At 65.7% G+C, this 15,890-nt stretch carries 14 protein-coding genes; 9 read left to right on the plus strand and 5 right to left on the minus strand.

What is annotated here, in order from left to right; translation table 11 throughout:
* Positions 1–13: 13 nt before the first annotated feature.
* Positions 14–2,170: a methylmalonyl-CoA mutase gene (gene scpA, locus IVB12_RS20200; protein WP_247301411.1), complete on the plus strand. Its 2,157-nt coding sequence runs from the start codon at positions 14–16 to the stop codon at positions 2,168–2,170.
* Positions 2,171–2,253: 83 nt separating this feature from the next.
* Here scpA and IVB12_RS20205 read toward each other — a convergent pair whose 3' ends face one another.
* On the minus strand, positions 2,254–2,625 hold the full coding sequence (locus IVB12_RS20205) for a hypothetical protein (RefSeq protein ID WP_247301286.1): 372 nt from the start codon (positions 2,623–2,625) through the stop codon (positions 2,254–2,256).
* Between IVB12_RS20205 and IVB12_RS20210 the strand changes: the two genes are divergently transcribed.
* The 6 genes from IVB12_RS20210 to IVB12_RS20235 all read left to right on the plus strand — a co-directional run bounded on the left by IVB12_RS20210 (position 2,612) and on the right by IVB12_RS20235 (position 9,057).
* Positions 2,612–3,604, plus strand: a complete 993-nt coding sequence (locus IVB12_RS20210) for a tripartite tricarboxylate transporter substrate binding protein (RefSeq protein ID WP_247301287.1) — start codon at positions 2,612–2,614, stop codon at positions 3,602–3,604. The genes IVB12_RS20205 and IVB12_RS20210 overlap by 14 nt on opposite strands.
* A 259-nt stretch (positions 3,605–3,863) precedes the next feature.
* Positions 3,864–4,355: a tripartite tricarboxylate transporter TctB family protein gene (locus tag IVB12_RS20215; protein WP_247301288.1), complete on the plus strand. Its 492-nt coding sequence runs from the start codon at positions 3,864–3,866 to the stop codon at positions 4,353–4,355.
* 4 nt (positions 4,356–4,359) lie between these two features.
* A complete protein-coding gene (locus IVB12_RS20220; protein WP_247301289.1) occupies positions 4,360–5,871 on the plus strand; it encodes a tripartite tricarboxylate transporter permease in 1,512 nt (503 codons plus the stop codon).
* A 51-nt stretch (positions 5,872–5,922) separates the two neighbouring features.
* Positions 5,923–6,912 (plus strand): methylmalonyl Co-A mutase-associated GTPase MeaB, encoded by a 990-nt coding sequence (meaB, locus tag IVB12_RS20225; RefSeq protein ID WP_247301290.1) that lies wholly within the window; start codon positions 5,923–5,925, stop codon positions 6,910–6,912.
* On the plus strand, positions 6,909–7,565 hold the full coding sequence (locus tag IVB12_RS20230; protein ID WP_247301291.1) for a pyroglutamyl-peptidase I: 657 nt from the start codon (positions 6,909–6,911) through the stop codon (positions 7,563–7,565). The genes meaB and IVB12_RS20230 overlap by 4 nt, the downstream gene beginning before the upstream one ends.
* Positions 7,566–7,686: 121 nt before the next feature.
* Positions 7,687–9,057, plus strand: coding sequence for a TIGR03808 family TAT-translocated repetitive protein (locus tag IVB12_RS20235; protein ID WP_247301292.1), 1,371 nt, complete (start codon positions 7,687–7,689; stop codon positions 9,055–9,057).
* Here the strand turns inward: IVB12_RS20235 and IVB12_RS20240 are convergent.
* The 4 genes from IVB12_RS20240 to IVB12_RS20255 all read right to left on the minus strand — a co-directional run bounded on the left by IVB12_RS20240 (position 9,054) and on the right by IVB12_RS20255 (position 13,133).
* Positions 9,054–9,629 carry a TIGR03809 family protein gene (locus tag IVB12_RS20240; protein ID WP_247301413.1) on the minus strand — a complete coding sequence of 192 codons (576 nt, stop codon included), beginning with the start codon at positions 9,627–9,629 and terminating at the stop codon, positions 9,054–9,056. The two genes, IVB12_RS20235 and IVB12_RS20240, sit on opposite strands and share 4 nt — an antisense overlap.
* 510 nt (positions 9,630–10,139) lie before the next feature.
* Complete coding sequence (locus IVB12_RS20245; protein ID WP_247301293.1) at positions 10,140–11,855, minus strand: S8 family serine peptidase; 1,716 nt, start codon at positions 11,853–11,855, stop codon at positions 10,140–10,142.
* Positions 11,856–11,871: 16 nt separating this feature from the next.
* Positions 11,872–12,567, minus strand: coding sequence for a hypothetical protein (locus IVB12_RS20250; protein ID WP_247301294.1), 696 nt, complete (start codon positions 12,565–12,567; stop codon positions 11,872–11,874).
* Positions 12,564–13,133 carry a sigma-70 family RNA polymerase sigma factor gene (locus IVB12_RS20255; protein ID WP_247301295.1) on the minus strand — a complete coding sequence of 190 codons (570 nt, stop codon included), beginning with the start codon at positions 13,131–13,133 and terminating at the stop codon, positions 12,564–12,566. The genes IVB12_RS20250 and IVB12_RS20255 overlap by 4 nt, the downstream gene beginning before the upstream one ends.
* 432 nt (positions 13,134–13,565) lie before the next feature.
* Between IVB12_RS20255 and IVB12_RS20260 the strand changes: the two genes are divergently transcribed.
* Positions 13,566–14,720: a GGDEF domain-containing protein gene (locus IVB12_RS20260; RefSeq protein WP_247301296.1), complete on the plus strand. Its 1,155-nt coding sequence runs from the start codon at positions 13,566–13,568 to the stop codon at positions 14,718–14,720.
* A 62-nt stretch (positions 14,721–14,782) separates the two neighbouring features.
* A complete protein-coding gene (locus IVB12_RS20265) occupies positions 14,783–15,886 on the plus strand; it encodes a DUF2336 domain-containing protein (RefSeq protein WP_247301297.1) in 1,104 nt (367 codons plus the stop codon).
* The last annotated feature ends 4 nt before the right edge of the window (positions 15,887–15,890 follow it).

A 15,890-nucleotide genomic window follows, 5' to 3' on the forward strand; every position in this document is an offset into this window, starting at 1 on the left:
TATGGTTGAGACCATGAGCCGCATTCCCAATTTCGCCGACGTCGCCTTCGCGCGGACAGCCACCGCCGCGCCGGCCGGCAGCGCCGAGCCGTGGCTGACGCCCGAGGGCATCCTCGTGAAACCGGCCTATGGCGAGGCCGATCTTGCCGGCCTCGATTTCCTCGAGACCTATCCTGGCATCGCGCCCTTTCTGCGCGGCCCCTACCCAACCATGTATGTCAACCAGCCCTGGACCATCAGGCAATATGCCGGCTTCTCCACGGCAGAGGATTCCAACGCGTTCTATCGCCGTAATCTCGCGGCCGGACAGAAGGGCCTCTCGGTCGCCTTCGATCTCGCCACGCATCGCGGCTATGACAGCGATCATCCGCGCGTCGGCGGCGACGTCGGCATGGCCGGCGTGGCGATCGATTCCATCTACGACATGCGTACGCTGTTCGCAGGGATTCCGCTCGACCAGATGAGCGTGTCCATGACCATGAACGGCGCGGTACTGCCGATCCTCGCGCTCTATGTCGCGGCCGCCGAGGAACAGGGCGTGCCGCCGGAAAAACTCTCAGGCACCATTCAGAACGACATCCTGAAAGAATTCATGGTGCGTAACACCTATATCTATCCGCCCGCGCCATCGATGCGGATCATTTCGGACATCTTCGCCTACACCTCGCAGAAGATGCCGAAATACAACTCGATCTCGATCTCCGGATATCACATGCAGGAGGCCGGTGCGACGCAGGACCTCGAGCTCGCCTACACGCTGGCCGATGGCGTCGAATATCTGCGTGCCGGCCTCGCTGGAGGCCTCGACGTCGACCGCTTCGCGCCGCGCCTGTCGTTCTTCTGGGCGATCGGCATGAACTTCTTCATGGAGGTCGCCAAGCTGCGCGCCGCGCGCCTGCTCTGGGCGAAGCTGCTGAAGCCATTCAATCCGAAAGACCCGCGCTCGCTGTCGCTGCGCACGCATAGCCAGACCTCAGGCTGGTCGCTGACCGCTCAGGACGTCTTCAACAACGTGATGCGTACCACGGTGGAGGCGATGGCGGCCACCCAGGGCCATACCCAGTCGCTGCACACCAACGCGCTCGACGAAGCGCTGGCGCTGCCGACCGATTTCTCGGCGCGCATCGCCCGCAACACCCAGCTCTTCCTCCAGCAGGAGAGCGGCACCACGCGCATCATCGATCCCTGGGGCGGCTCGTATTATGTCGAGCGGCTCACGCGCGACCTCGCGGCCAAGGCCTGGAGCCACATCCAGGAGGTCGAGGAGCTCGGCGGCATGGCCAAGGCGATCGAGGCGGGCGTGCCGAAGCTGCGCATCGAGGAGGCCTCGGCCAAGACGCAGGCGCGGATCGATGCCGGCAAGCAGGCCGTGATCGGAGTCAACAAGTACAAGCCGACCGACGAGGCGCCGATCGAGATCCTCAAAGTCGACAACAGCAATGTCCGCCGCTTGCAGATCGACAAGCTGACGCGGCTGAAATCCGAGCGCAACCAGAAGGACGTCGATGCCGCCCTCGCCGCACTGACGCGCTCGGCCAGAGAAGGCAACGGCAATCTGCTCGCGCTCGCCATCGACGCGGCGCGCGCCAAGGCGACCGTCGGCGAGATTTCGGAGGCGATGGAGAAGGTGTTCGGCCGGCATCGCGCCGAGATCAAGTCCATTACCGGCGTCTACAAGCGGGAGGCGTCCAGCATGGGTAACCAGGTCGAGAAGGTTCAGGCGCTGATCGACGCCTTCGAGGAGGCGGAAGGCCGCCGCCCGCGCATCCTGGTGGCCAAGATCGGCCAGGACGGCCACGATCGCGGCCAGAAGGTGATTGCGTCAGCCTTCGCCGACATCGGCTTCGACGTCGACATTGGGCCGCTGTTCGCGACTGCCGACGAAGCTGCGCGGCAGGCGGTCGAGAACGACGTGCACATCCTCGGCGTCTCCTCGCTCGCCGCCGCCCACCTCACCGCCGTGCCGGAACTGAAGACCGCGCTGAAGAAGCAGGGCCGCGACGACATCATGATCATCGTCGGCGGCGTAGTGCCGCCGCAGGATTACGACGCGCTGTACGCGGCCGGCGCCGAAGCCATCTTCCCGCCGGGCACCGTGATCGCCGATGCGGCGGAGGAACTGATCCGCAAGCTGAACGTCCGGCTTGGGCATAGCGAGGCGGCGGAGTAGTGATGGACTGGTCGTGCGCCCGGCCAGGTTGTGTCCATGACACCTGACGAAATCATTGCTGCAATACAAGAACGCGGATGCCATCAAAGGCAAGGGCGTATCGAAGCTCGCCATCTTCGGCTCGCGCGTCCGCGACGATTATCGTCGATATAAGCGGGATAGTTGTTGAAGTCGCGAATTAGCGACCAGACTTCGTCCAGTGGCTGGTCCAGCACGGTGCTGTAATAGGCTTGGGTCATGGCTTGCCTTGGCTCTTGTTGCGCGCTGAGGTTGGCGACTTGCGCGGGCAAAACCCACCCGATCTCCGACTGCCGTCCGATGGGTTTCACACAAACGGCGATCTCGCTGGTAGCGCTACCTTGCGGCGCCGCCGCAAAGCCGACTAGAATGCCGCCGTTGACAAGAGCGCTCGACGTCACGGGCGCCGCTGGGAGGCATTCAATGTCCAAGATCACCCGCCGCGCCTTTGCGGCCTCGTCTGCCGCGGTCGCGGCATCCGCCGCTTTCGGGTTCAAGCCGGCACGCGCACAAGCCTATCCGGCGCGTCCGGTCACCGTCATCGTGCCTTGGGGCGCGGGCGGCGGCACCGATGCCACCGCGCGCATCGTCGCGGCGCTGCTGGAGAAGGATCTCGGCCAGCCCTTCAACGTGGTCAACCGCACCGGCGGCTCCGGCGTCGTCGGCCATAGCGCGATCGCGAGCGCGCAGCCCGACGGCTACACCATCGGCATGCTCACGGTCGAAATCTCGATGATGCACTGGCAAGGCCTCACCGACCTGACGCCGAAGAGCTACACGCCGCTGGCGCTGATGAACGAGGATCCGCCCGGGATCCAGGTCTCCTCCTCCTCGCCCTACAAGACGGTCAAGGAACTCGCCGACGCGATCAAGGCGGCGCCTCCGGGCAAGTTCAAGGCTTCGGGCACCGGCCAGGGCGGCATCTGGCATCTGGCGCTGGTCGGCTGGATGCAGGCGATGGGCCTGCCTGCCAACCAGGTCGCCTGGGTGCCGTCGAATGGCGCAGCGCCCGCGATGCAGGATCTCGCCGCCGGTGGCCTCGACCTGACCACCTGCTCGGTGCCGGAGGCGCGGGCCATCATCGAGGCCGGCAAGGCCAGGAGCCTTGCCATCATGGCGCCGGCGCGCAACCCGATCTTCAAAGATGTGCCGACGCTGAAGGAGGCGATGGGCATCGACTACGCGACTGGTGCCTGGCGCGGCATCGGCGCCCCGAAGAACCTGCCGCCGGAGATCGCAACGAAGCTGACCGCAGCGCTGAAGAAGGTCTACGACTCCGCCGAGTTCAAGGACTTCATGAGCAATCGCGGCTTCGGCACCGTGTGGGGCGATGCCGCCCATTTCGCCGCCTTCATGGACAAGGGCGACGCCCAGATGGGCGAGGCGATGAAGGCGGCGGGCCTGAGCAAGGCGTGATTTTCACCTCTCCGCGCGGGCGGCAGGGCTGTCGCATATGAAGAGCGTGGCGAGTAGCTCGCTTGCAGCCCATCCTTCGAGACGCCCGTCTACGGCGGGCCCTCAGGATGAGGTCGCGTTTTGCGGCGAGATATCAGACCCTCATGGTGAGGAGGCCGCGAAAGCGGGCGTCTCGAACCATGCAGGCCGAGCAGCTTCGTCATATGCGCTAGCCCAACCCACGCGGGGAGAGGAAGTGCACTTCTCATAGGATTCTCCCATGCGTCTTCCCGACTCCGTCACGGGATCGTTTCTCGTCGCACTCGGCGCGGCCGCCGCCTATGGCGGTTGGATCTTGCCGCCGGTGCCGGGGCAGCCGGTCGGCCCCAACGTGTTTCCGCTGGTGATCGGCACCGGGCTCGCCCTGTGCGGGCTCGCCATCGTGTTCGGCATTGGCCATTCCTTCGAGGAGGAGGAAGAGCTGGTCCCGCTCGAGAACGGCCAGGCCGCCAGCCCGCCGCCGCAGGGCAAGCTCTACGGCTTTCGCGCCTTGCTGCCGCCGGCGCTGCTGCTGTTCTACGTCTTTGCCGCCGACCGGCTCGGCTTCATCCTCACTGCCGCGATCATGGTCTACGTGACCTCGACCGCGTTGGGGGCGAAGTGGAAGCTGGCGCTGCCGCTCGCGGCGCTCTCGCCGTTCGCCATCCACCTCATCTTCGGCAAGCTGTTGCGCGTGCCGCTACCGGCCGGCCTGCTGCCGACGCCCTGGTAATCCCATGCTGAAAACCCTGATTGATGCGTTCGCACTGATCTCCACCTGGGAGGTCATCATCGCGATGTTCGCGGCGTCCGTGTACGGGCTCGTGATCGGCTCGCTGCCGGGCCTGTCGGCGACGATGGCGACCGCCCTGCTCGTCCCCGTCACCTTTTACCTGTCGCCGATCGCGGCGATTGCGACCATCGTCGCGGCCTCCTCGATGGCGATCTTCTCCGGCGACATTCCCGGCGCGCTGCTGCGCATTCCCGGCACGCCGGCCTCCGCCGCCTATGCCGACGAAGCCTATGCCATGACCCGCAAGGGCCAGGCCGAGCTCGCGCTTGGGGCCGGCGTCTGGTTCTCCGCGGTCGGCGGCATCGCCGGCGTGCTGTCGCTGATGATCCTGGCGCCGCCGCTGGCCGAGATCGCGCTGTCGTTCTCGACGTTCGAATATTTCTGGCTGGCGCTGCTCGGCCTGATGTGCGCCACTTTGGTCGCGCGCTCCTCGCCCGTGAAAGCGATCGCCGGCATGTTCATCGGCCTGCTGGTCTCCTGCATTGGCATCGAGAATCCCGGCGGCGTCCCGCGCTTCACCTTCGGCCTCACCGATCTGTTCGGCGGCATCGAACCGATCCCGGCGCTGGTCGGCGTGTTCGCGGTGGCGCAGGTGATGCGCGCGATGCTAACGCCCGAGCCGCCACCGCTGCCGCGACGAAAATTCGGAAGCATCATGGCCGGCCAGTGGAAGCTGACCAAGAAGTATCATTGGCAGATGACGCGCGGGAATATCGTCGGCATCATCATCGGCGTGCTGCCCGGCGCCGGCGCCGACATGGCCGCCTGGGTCTCCTACGCGATGTCGAAGCGCTTCTCGAAGGAGCCTGAAAAGTTCGGCACCGGTCACGTCGAAGGCCTGGTCGAGGCCGGAGCCAGCAACAACGCCAGCATCGCCTCCGGCTGGGTGCCATCGCTGCTGTTCGGCATCCCCGGCGACACCATCGCCGCGATCGCGATCGGTGTGCTCTACATGAAGGGACTCAATCCCGGCCCGACGCTGTTCACCGAGAAGGCGTCGAGCATGTACGCGATCTATCTGATGTTCATCATCGCGAACATCATGATGATCCCGCTCGGCATCGCCATGATCCGGGTCGCGGCCTACATCCTGCTGGCGCCACGCTCCACCGTGATGCCGATCATCATGCTGTGCTGCGCGGTCGGCTCGTTCGCGATCGGCAACAACATGTTCGGCGTCGTCACCGTCGCCGCCTTCGGCGTGATCGGCTATGTCATGGAAGCGAACGGCTATCCCGTGGCAGCCATGGTGCTCGGCATCGTCATGGGCACCATGGTCGAGCAGGCTTTCGTCACGTCGTTGATCAAATCGGACGGAAGCATCCTGCCGTTCTTCGAGCGCCCGGTCGCGGCGATCCTCGCCGCGATGGCGATCGGCGCGCTGCTGTGGCCGGTAATGGTGTGGGCGTGGCGCAAGATGAAACCGCCCCAGACGGCGACGGCAACATCCCGGTGATTTACAGGCGAGCGCCCTCGCCTGCCCAGCCGGGCCGTTGTAAAGCAAGGCATGACCGAGAAGAAGGCCTCGCCGGACACCAAGTCCCTCGCCCGTGACGTGCGCGCCGGCAGCCGCGCGGCGCTGGCGCGGGCCATCACGCTGGTGGAGAGCCGGCGCGCCGACCATCAGGCGCTGGCGCGCGAACTGGTGCAGATGCTGCTGCCTGACTCCGGCAAGGCGGTGCGCGTCGGCATCACCGGCTCTCCGGGCGTCGGCAAGTCCACCACGATCGACGCGCTCGGCACGTATCTGATCGAACAGGGCCACAAGGTCGCAGTGCTCGCGGTCGATCCGTCCTCGGCGCGCAGCGGCGGCTCGATCCTCGGCGACAAGACCCGGATGGCGCGGCTGTCGGTTTCCACCGATGCTTTCATCCGCCCCTCGCCGTCTTCGGGCACGCTCGGGGGCGTCACGGCCAAGACACGCGAGGCAATGCTGATTTGCGAAGCCGCAGGCTTCGGCGTCGTGCTGGTCGAGACCGTCGGCATCGGCCAATCCGAGACGGCGGTCTGCGACATGACCGATTTCTTCCTCGCACTTATGCTGCCGGGCGGCGGCGACGAGCTGCAAGGCATCAAGAAGGGCCTGGTCGAGCTCGCCGACATGATCGCCATCAACAAGGCCGACGGCGACAACCTCAAGCGCGCCAAGATCACCGCCGCTGACTACCGCGGCGCGCTGCACATTCTGGCGCCGCGGTCCGAGCATTGGCACCCACCGGTCGAGACCTATTCGGCGCTGACCGGCGACGGAATCGCGAGAATTTGGCAGAGGATCCTTGATCACCGCAAGGCGATGAGCGCATCCGGCGAGTTTGCCGCGCGGCGGCGCGATCAGCAGGTGAAATGGATGTGGTCGATGCTGGAGCAGCGCATGCTGGCGCGGCTGCGCAGCGAGGTGTCGGTGCGCACCAAGGTCCGGAAGATCGAGGCCGAGGTGGCCGACGGCCACCTCACGCCGGCCCTCGCCGCGGAGCAGATTCTGGAGCTGCTGCAATGAGCGAAAAGCTCCGCATTCTCCTCACCGGCTTCGGGCCGTTTCCCGGCGCGCCCTTTAACCCGACCCAGCCGCTGGTAGCGCGGCTGGCGCAGCTGCGCCGCCCGGCGCTCGATAATGTCGCGATCGCAAGCCACATCTTCCCGGTCACCTATGCTGCGGTCGACCGGCAATTGCCTGACGTGCTCGCGAAGGTGAAGCCGGATGCGCTTCTGATGTTCGGCCTCGCCGCGCGCACGCCTTACTTGCGCATCGAGACCCGCGCCCGCAATGCGGTCACCATGCTCTGGCCGGATGCCGCCAACACCCGATCGAGCAAGCGCGGCATCGCCGGCGATGCGGACGCGATGACGTTCGGTCCGCACACCGCAAGGCTGCTGCGCGCCGCACGCCTCACCGGCATCGATGCGCGCGCCTCGCGCGATGCCGGCGCCTATCTCTGCAATTATCTGAGCTGGCGCGCGATCGAGAACGTGAGAGCAGGCGGGCCCAGGCTTGCGGCGTTCATCCACATCCCGCTGCTCGCGCGCAGCGGCGCAGTGCGCCGCAAGGGCGCAGCCCGGATCACGCTGGAGGAACTGGTGGATGCGGGCGAAGCGATGCTGATGGAGATGGTGCGATTGGCGCGGAAGGAACGGAACACGTTGGGGCCGTAACCCCTACCGCACCCTGCTTGCGTAAACATTTAACCCTACCGCGAACAATCCTCACGCCACCGGCGGTCCTGAGCTACCTAGTCCCCCGCGGACACCTCCCGCGTCCGCCGGAGGACGCGTCATGGACCTCAATCGCCGTCATCTCATCGGAGCCTCGACCGCTGGCATCGCCGGCGCGCTCGCCGTGCCGGCCGATGCTGCGCGCGCGGCGCCGCTGACCTCCCTGCTCGGCCGCGACGCCACGCAATACGGTGTGCGGCCCGGCGCCAGCGAGGACCAGACCCGCGCGCTCCAACGTGCGATCGATGAGAGCGCGCGGGCGCAGATGCCGCTCGCCTTGCCGCCCGGCATCTACCGCACTGGACTATTACGAGTACCGAGCGGCGGGCAGCTGATCGGCGTGCGCGGTGCGACGAAATTCGTCTTCACTGGGGGCGCGTCGGCGATCCAGAGCGACGGCGCTGACTCGATCGGTCTCACCGGCATCACGTTCGATGGTGGTAACATTCCGCTGCCGACGCGGCGCGGCCTGATCCACGTCCTCGGCGGCCGCGACGTCCGCATCACCGATTGCGTGATGATCGGCTCCGGCGGCAGCGGCATTTGGCTCGAGCAGGTCTCGGGCGACATCTCCGGCAACATCTTCTCCAATATCGCAATGACGGCGGTCGTCTCGTTCGATGCCCATGGCCTCAGCGTCTCCCGCAACACCATCACCGGCACCAACGATAACGGCATCGAGATTCTGCGCACCGCGATCGGCGACGACGGCACGCTGGTCGCCGACAACCGCATCGAGGACATCAAGGCCGGCCCCGGCGGCTCCGGCCAGTACGGCAACGCCATCAATGCCTTTCGCGCCGGCAACGTGATCGTGCGCGGCAACCGCATCAGGAACTGCGATTACTCCGCCGTGCGCGGCAACTCCGCCTCGAACATCCATATCACCGGCAACAGCGTCAGCGACGTGCGTGAAGTCGCGCTCTATTCGGAGTTCGCGTTCGAGGCCGCGGTGATTGCCAACAACATTGTCGACGGCGCCGCCGTCGGCGTCTCCGTCTGCAATTTCAACGAGGGTGGCCGCATCGCCGTGGTCCAGGGCAACATCATCCGCAACCTGATACCGAAACGGCCGATCGGCACCGCGCCGGACGACGATGCCGGCGTCGGCATTTATATCGAGGCGGATTCCTCGGTGACCGGCAATGTGATCGAGAACGCGCCGTCCTACGGCATCGTCGCCGGCTGGGGCAAGTATCTGCGCGACGTCGCCATCACCGGCAACGTGATCCGCAAGGCGCTGGCCGGCGTCGGCGTCTCCGTGATGCCCGGCGCCGGCACCGCGCTCGTCAACAACAACATGATCTCGGAGACCCCGCGCGGCGCCGTGGTCGGGCTGGACCACGCGCGCGCGGTCACGTCCGACCTGTCGGCCGACGGCGCGCAGCGATTCGCGCAGGTGGTGGTCGGCGGGAATGCGGTGCGGCGTTAGAACGCGTTGCGCAGCAGCGGGTATTTGGCCTCCAGGCCATCGAGGCTGAAGGTGAATTCGACGACGCGCTCGGGGCCGGCGACGATTTCGGCGGCGGGTGGGGAGAACTGCGGCAGTAGCGTTGCCGCCGTTGGCGGCGGCATAATGGCAGGTGCCGCGCGCGGTGCCATCGCGGGCGGCGCGGACAGCGGTGCGATCGCGGTTTCGGTAATGTCGGCGAGAACGTCCGGCGTGGGATCGAGCCTGACCGGCACCGCGGTCTCGGGCGCGATGTGGACGGCCTTCGGCTGCACGGTCTGCGCCTGTTGTTCGCGCGGAAACACGCGCGGCATCGTCGCCGGCGACCACCCGAAGGCGGGCGTCACGCTGGCGGCTGCCGCAGCGACGTCCGCACCCGTTGCAAGGGCGCGCCAGGTCTGGACCGCACGCTTGGCCTCCTGGATATTTTCGAGAAATGCGATCTCGGAGTGGTAGCGGCGCCAGCGTCCGGTTTCGAACATTTCGGAGAGATGTTGCAGCCGCTGCTCCGCGAGAGCGCACCAGCGTGCCGCAATGTCGCGGCTAACGGCCACGTCGCGAACGACTTCTTGGCGATGTGTCATGAACCAGCCCGTCAGGAGAAAACACGGACGCGGGGACGCAACGCACACGAATCAATTTAGACGCGACATGATTATTTTGTGGAAAAGTTTTGACTTGTCCAGCAACGACACCGCGTCCGCCGTCGAGCACCGTAATCGTGCGGAGATTTGCTGTGTTTTCGAGTCAAGCTTCGCACAAGCATGACCGGCTTGCCGCATGCCGCGCGAGCGACGCGACGGACGCGGATGCGATCCTTCAACCGGAAGCTGAACGATCGCGACGCTTTAAATTGGATGCCCACAAAGAAAAGACCCGTCCGGGGGGACAACCGGACGGGTCGAGCCATATGGGCGCTTGGGGTGGATGGGCGCTCGCGCCTGATATGACCGATGGGGAGGGATGACCGCTCCCACATAATTTGGTCGTGGCAGCTGGCTGAACGTTCAACGCGGCGTTCGCTTTTTTGACCTTCGGCGGGCGCGCGCGTCTTGTCGCAGCCGCTACCGCGTCCCCGGCCTATCCGCCTGAGAAATCGCGGATTTTTCGTCTGCGCTCGACAACGAGGGTCGCTCGATGGCGCGGATGCCGGACTCGTCGGGACGCTTCCCGGCATCTTCACGTTTTGTTGTACCGGATGCCGCCGCAACCGGCGCCGCACTGTCGGCCGGAACGGCCATGACCGCGGCAAACGCATCGGCCTCGCCGTGGCCGAACAGATCATCACGGCCGGGTGGACCGAGATCGCGCGCGGTCTTCGCCAGCGTCGTGCGCAGCGCTTCCGGCTTCAAGGCATGGTTGCGCTCGAGCAGCAGCGCCGCGACGCCGGAGACACAGGCGGCGGAGAACGAGGTTCCGGACGTCATCTGGTATTTGCCATCAGGCGCCGGCAGGAAGATGTCGACGCCGGGAGCTGCGACCGCGATGTAGTTGCCGCGATTGGAGGCGGTGAACAGCCGGTCCTGCTGGTCGGTCGCACTCACCGCGATCACGTTGGGATTGGCGGCGGGATAGAGCGGCGGCGATTTTGCCCCGGCATTGCCGGCGGCCGCGATCAGCACGAGGCCGCGCGCGGCGCTCGCCGCGATGGCCCGCTCGATCACGGCGTCCTTGGGGCCCGCAAAGCTCATATTGACGATCTGCGCGCCGTGCTCGGCAGCATAGTTCAGCGAGCGCAGGATGATGTAGGACGAGCTCTCGGCCCCGCCCGCAGGGCCGCCGAAGGCGCGGATCGCGATGATGCGCGCCTCGGGCGCGCTACCCATCAGCCGGCCATGCGCGACGATGGCACCCGCGATGCCGGTGCCGTGAACATGCGGTCCCTCGGTGGTGCCGAGCGCATCGAAATTGTCGGCGATGGAATTGGCGAGTTCGGGATGGCTGGCGTCGATCCCGGAATCGATCACGGCAACCGTGACGTTGGCGCCGTGCGCCAGCGTATGCGCCTGCGGCAGGCGAAGCTTTGTCAGTGCATATTGCGCAGGATCGCCTTCGGTCGGCCCCGACGATTTCTGGTCCTGGAGCACATAACGGAAGTTGGGCTGAAGCGAGCGCACACTGCCGTCGGCCGCGAATTCGCGCCGCACCGTCTCGTATGGCCGGACATCGGTGAGGCGGAACAGGCCCAAAGTGGCGCCGATCAGCGGGAAATTCTCCGAGGCGACGCGCGTCAAGCCGTGGCGACGGGCGAGCTCGTCGGCCTCGGCCGGCGACAGCGCACCGTGGATCTCGGCGACGAACTCCTTTGCGAAGCTGCGCGAGGTGACCGCGGCCGGCGTGCTGTTGCCGCGTCCCTTGCCGGCGCTCTTCTTGACTGATTTTCCACCGCCCTCGCCGCCCGCGTTCGGCTGCGCCAGGCATTCGCCGCCGGCATCGCGGTAGGGTGCGGTGCAGGCCGGATAGAGGTTCGGCGAATAGCGCGCATAGGGCATTACCGGCGTCGGCCGTATGCGCGACGACGTGGTGTGGGGAATGGCCGGGATCGTCCGCGGACCGCGGCCGACGCCGACCGCGCGCGCCGCCGCGACACCGGGGCTCACACGCGGGGCAATGCTCGGAGAGATGGTCGGCGTGCGCGAGGGAACGCTGATCGTGGGCGTACGCATGGTCGCCTGCGCCCGCGCAAGCTCGACGCCGAGACAGGCTGTGAGCAGCAGCGCGGCTCCGATCGAAGTCGCGTAGGCCCCGGCGCGTACCCTGCTCTCCGACTGGCGCGTCATCGGTTCAGCGGCGCGGTCAGGGCGTCGCGACGGCCAGATTGACGAACTTCTCGCGCTGCATCTTGCCGAGCAGCGAGGCGAGCTCGTCCTGGCTCATCGCCTTGTTGAATTGGAGGCGGAACATGCCGCCCTTGGCTCCGTCGATGATCGACGCCTGATAGCTGTCGAGCAGCGCGGTGATGTCGGCGATGCGCGCCTCGGGAGTGAAGCGCACCAGCGCACGCGCCGGCGCGGCCGTGCTTCCAAGCTCGCGTGTGATCGGCGCGCTGGTCGAGAGCGAAGCCGTCTGGAAGGTCGCCGGCTGGTTCTTCATCAGCACGGCGCCGATGATTCCGGCTTGCAGCACGAGCGCGACGGCGCCGAGGCTCGCCGACCATGCCAGCGTCCGCGGCGACAGGCTCGCGAAGAAGGTCGAAATGCGCGCGGACAGCGGCAGCGAACCGGTCGCCCGCGCCGGCTCGGCATCGATCGCGGCGAACAGCTTCTGCAGCGCGCGCGCGGACGGAGCCCCCAGGCTCTCGTTTAGATGAATGGTCTCTTCGTACTCGCCGCGGATCGCGGCATATTGCTTCGCGAGCTCCGGATCGCGCGCCAGCGCTTCCTCGACGCGGCGGGCATCGCGCGCGTTCAGCGTGCCGGCGGCGTGCCAGGGCAGCAGCAGTTCAATTTCACTGGGCTCATGCTCCAGCATCTTCTTGCTCAACGCCATCATGGCCAGCCTCGCTCAACGCCGGCTGCCGTCAGCAGTTCGGCCAATTTCTTGCGCGCATAGAACAAGCGCGTCTTCACAGTGTTCTCCGGTATCCCGACGATCTCGGCCACTTCTTCCACGGACTTCTCGTGGTAGTAGACGAGATCGACGATTTCCCGGTGTTCCGGCGAGAGACCCGTCAGACACTCCCGCAACGCCTCACTGGTATCCTTCTTCTGCACCAGCGTTTCTGGATCGTCGGACGTATCCTCGATCGCGTTGGCGGCCTCTTCATCCAACTCAAAATCCTTCCTGCGCCGAAGCGCAGACAGGGCCTTGAATCGGGTGATTGCCAGCAGCCAGGTGGAAACAGCGGATCGACCCTCGAACTTGCCGGCTTGACGCCAGACGTCGAGAAATACCTCGCTGATGAGGTCTTCCGCCGCCTGCTCATTCCGCACGAGCCTGAGCCCGAACCTGTAAACCCTGACATGGTGCCGCCCGTACAGCACCTGCATGGCGAGCCGGTCGCCTTGAGCGATCCTGGCGATGAGGACCTCGTCCGAAGCCGCCTGTGTCACGCTCAAAGGCCGTCTCGCAAGATTGGTCGGGTCGATGCGGCGGACGGTTCGACCGAAAGGGCGAAATTCTTCAACTTACCGCAGTCATACGCGAGCCGATGTGATCTACCCCACATACATGCATTGTTCGTATTCCGCCCGTTGCGGTCTGCCATCTCAGTCCATATCGGTAGCATAATACTGAAATTTTTCCCTAGCAGAAAGCGGGTCTGGCACAGCCAGCGTGGCCAAGTCTCGCTCCATAGCAGCCCTGCACGACGTGTGTCGCGCGACCCCCGTTTTAGCTCGACCGGTACTCGATGCCTCATGGCCGGCAGATGTCCTTACCCGCAAATGTTCCATGGCTGGAACGCACCGTACGGATTCGGTTCCGAAGGATACCAAACCTAAAGGCTTGCCACGTAGATTTGTGGGCTGACATCCACCATCGGCAGGATAATGAACACGGCCGCGACGTCCTTTCCGGAGAGGAATGCCGCTGAAGTCGCGGATCTCGTCCTCGCGCGCGAGGCGGCGGCTCCGGAAGTCGTGGCCCGGCGGGCCCGGCAGCGCCGCCAGATGTATGTCGGCCAGGTCGCGAGCTACTCGCTCGGGGCCTCGGTCCTGCTGCTGTACGCCTATGACGGCGCGATCTCCATGGGCGTGCCGTCGCTGTTCTGGCTCGGCGGCCTCCTGATCATCGGTACGTTCACTGTGCTGTCGGAAGCCGGCTTCGGTGATCGGTTCGAAGATCATTACCTCACCGTTTTCCAGATATCTGCGCATACGACGCTGCAACTGGTGTTCCTGCTCGCGGTACCGACGGTCGGGGTCGCCTTCCTCGCCGTGCTGTTTCTGATCTTCGCGTTTGGTACGCTGCGGATGACGTCGAGCCAGGCGATGGTCACCTGGGGCCTTACCACCTGCGGGCTCGTCGTGGTCTTTCTGGGCTCGGATCTGCCGATCGGCCTGCCCGTTACGACTCGGTTGCAGCGGACCGCCTCGATGCTGTGCTTCGTGCTGGTGATCGGCCAGTGCGCCACCCTCGGCCTCTTTGGCGCAACGCTGCGCAAGATCCTGTACCGGCGCAGCATCGAGCTCAAGGCCGCCTATCAGCGCATCGAGGAGCTGGCCGAGCTCGACGAACTCACCGGCTCCTACAATCGCCGCTGCATCATGCGGCTTCTCGACACCGCGATCGAAGAGTCACGGCAGGCATCAACGCCTTGCGCGATCGCGCTGATCGATCTCGACTGGTTCAAGCGCATCAACGATGCCCACGGCCATCCCATCGGCGACGAGGTGCTGCGCACCTTCGCGATCACCATTTTTGCCAACATCCGCCCGGCCGACTGCTTCGGCCGCTACGGCGGCGAGGAATTTCTGCTGCTGCCCGGAACGGATGGCGCGGCGGCATCGCGCATGCTCGACCGCTTGCGCCAAATCGTCGCCGATCTCGACTGGAATGCATTTTCCCCGGGCATGCGCGTGACCATTTCCGCTGGCGTCGTGACGCTGCGCGACAACGATACTGCCGACACGTTTCTCGTGCGTGCCGACCGCGCGCTCTATTCCGCCAAGGCGCAAGGGCGCAACCGCGTTATAACGGACTGACCAATTCATTTTTTCCGACGCGTGAGAAGACGGCGCCGGACCGAACGCTCCAGGACAGGGCCATGAGATCGAAATCCGCAACGTCATCCGAGAACCTGCTCGAGGAATTGCAGGCGGCGCTCTCCCACGGCACCGTTGCGCGCCGGGTCGAGACGCTGCGCCGCGTCACCGATCTCTTCGTGGGCAACGCGGTGGATTATTCCGACGACCACGTCCGCGTGTTCGACGACGTGTTCCAGTGCCTGATCGAGCAGATCGAGGTTTCGGCCAGAGCGCTGCTCGCCGACCGCCTCGCACCGATCGCGTCCGCGCCGCCCAAGATCATCCGTACGCTCGCGCTCGACGAGGTCATCGAAGTCTCCGGCCCCGTGCTGTCGAAATCGGAACGGCTGGACGAAGCGACACTGATCGAGATCGCGCGCAGCAGAGGCCAGGCGCATCTCAAGGCGATCTCGCTGCGGCGGGTGCTATCGGAGGCGTTGACCGACGTGTTGGTGACGCGCGGCAACGAGGACGTGGTGCAGTCGACCGTCAGCAATCCGGGCGCGCGCCTGTCGGAGGGAAGTCTCACCGACCTCGTTAACCGCGCCGAACGCGACGATGACCTCGCCACCTGCATCGGTCTGCGACCCGACCTGCCGCGTCATCACTATTTGAAGCTGATCGCAAAGGCTTCCTTGAGCGTGCGCAAGAAGTTAGAGGCCGCACACCCCGGGCTCGCGGAGGAGGTGTCGAGCGTTGTCCAGGAAGCCGCCCAGCGGGTCCGCGCCGCCGCCACGACCAGGCAGACCGAGATGGCGCGCGCGCTGGTGAAGTCGCTGCACGAGGACGGTCGCCTCAACGAATTTCAGGTCAGCACTTTCGCCGAGCAGGGCAAGTTCGACGAGACCAATGCGGGACTCGCAGCTCTCGCGGGCGTCGCGATCGAGACCGCCGAGACCATAATGATCGACAGCCGGACCGAGGGCGTGATGATCCTCGCCAAGGTCGCCGGCATGTCATGGTCGAGCATGCGCGCCATCATCGCCATGCGCGAGAAGCTCTCCGGCGGCTCGCAGACTGACATGCTGACGCTGCGCGACACCTACGAGGCCCTGCGCTCATCGACCGCGCAGCAGGTACTGCGCTTTTACCGCATGCAGCAGAGCGCGACGCCGGCGACGTGAAGCC

The sequence above is a fragment of the Bradyrhizobium sp. 179 genome (assembly GCF_023073535.1).
GTDB lineage: Bacteria > Pseudomonadota > Alphaproteobacteria > Rhizobiales > Xanthobacteraceae > Bradyrhizobium.

Excerpts from the sequence above, each read along its gene's own strand:
- IVB12_RS20220 (WP_247301289.1), top strand. The coding sequence starts at position 4,360 with ATGCTGAAAACCCTGATTGATGCGTTCGCACTGATCTCCACCTGGGAG.
- IVB12_RS20215 (WP_247301288.1), top strand. The coding sequence starts at position 3,864 with ATGCGTCTTCCCGACTCCGTCACGGGATCGTTTCTCGTCGCACTCGGC.
- IVB12_RS20265 (WP_247301297.1), top strand. The coding sequence starts at position 14,783 with ATGAGATCGAAATCCGCAACGTCATCCGAGAACCTGCTCGAGGAATTG.
- meaB (WP_247301290.1), top strand. The coding sequence starts at position 5,923 with ATGACCGAGAAGAAGGCCTCGCCGGACACCAAGTCCCTCGCCCGTGAC.
- IVB12_RS20260 (WP_247301296.1), top strand. The coding sequence starts at position 13,566 with ATGAACACGGCCGCGACGTCCTTTCCGGAGAGGAATGCCGCTGAAGTC.
- IVB12_RS20210 (WP_247301287.1), top strand. The coding sequence starts at position 2,612 with ATGTCCAAGATCACCCGCCGCGCCTTTGCGGCCTCGTCTGCCGCGGTC.
- IVB12_RS20250 (WP_247301294.1), bottom strand. The coding sequence starts at position 12,567 with ATGATGGCGTTGAGCAAGAAGATGCTGGAGCATGAGCCCAGTGAAATT.
- IVB12_RS20230 (WP_247301291.1), top strand. The coding sequence starts at position 6,909 with ATGAGCGAAAAGCTCCGCATTCTCCTCACCGGCTTCGGGCCGTTTCCC.
- IVB12_RS20235 (WP_247301292.1), top strand. The coding sequence starts at position 7,687 with ATGGACCTCAATCGCCGTCATCTCATCGGAGCCTCGACCGCTGGCATC.
- scpA (WP_247301411.1), top strand. The coding sequence starts at position 14 with ATGAGCCGCATTCCCAATTTCGCCGACGTCGCCTTCGCGCGGACAGCC.
- IVB12_RS20245 (WP_247301293.1), bottom strand. The coding sequence starts at position 11,855 with ATGACGCGCCAGTCGGAGAGCAGGGTACGCGCCGGGGCCTACGCGACT.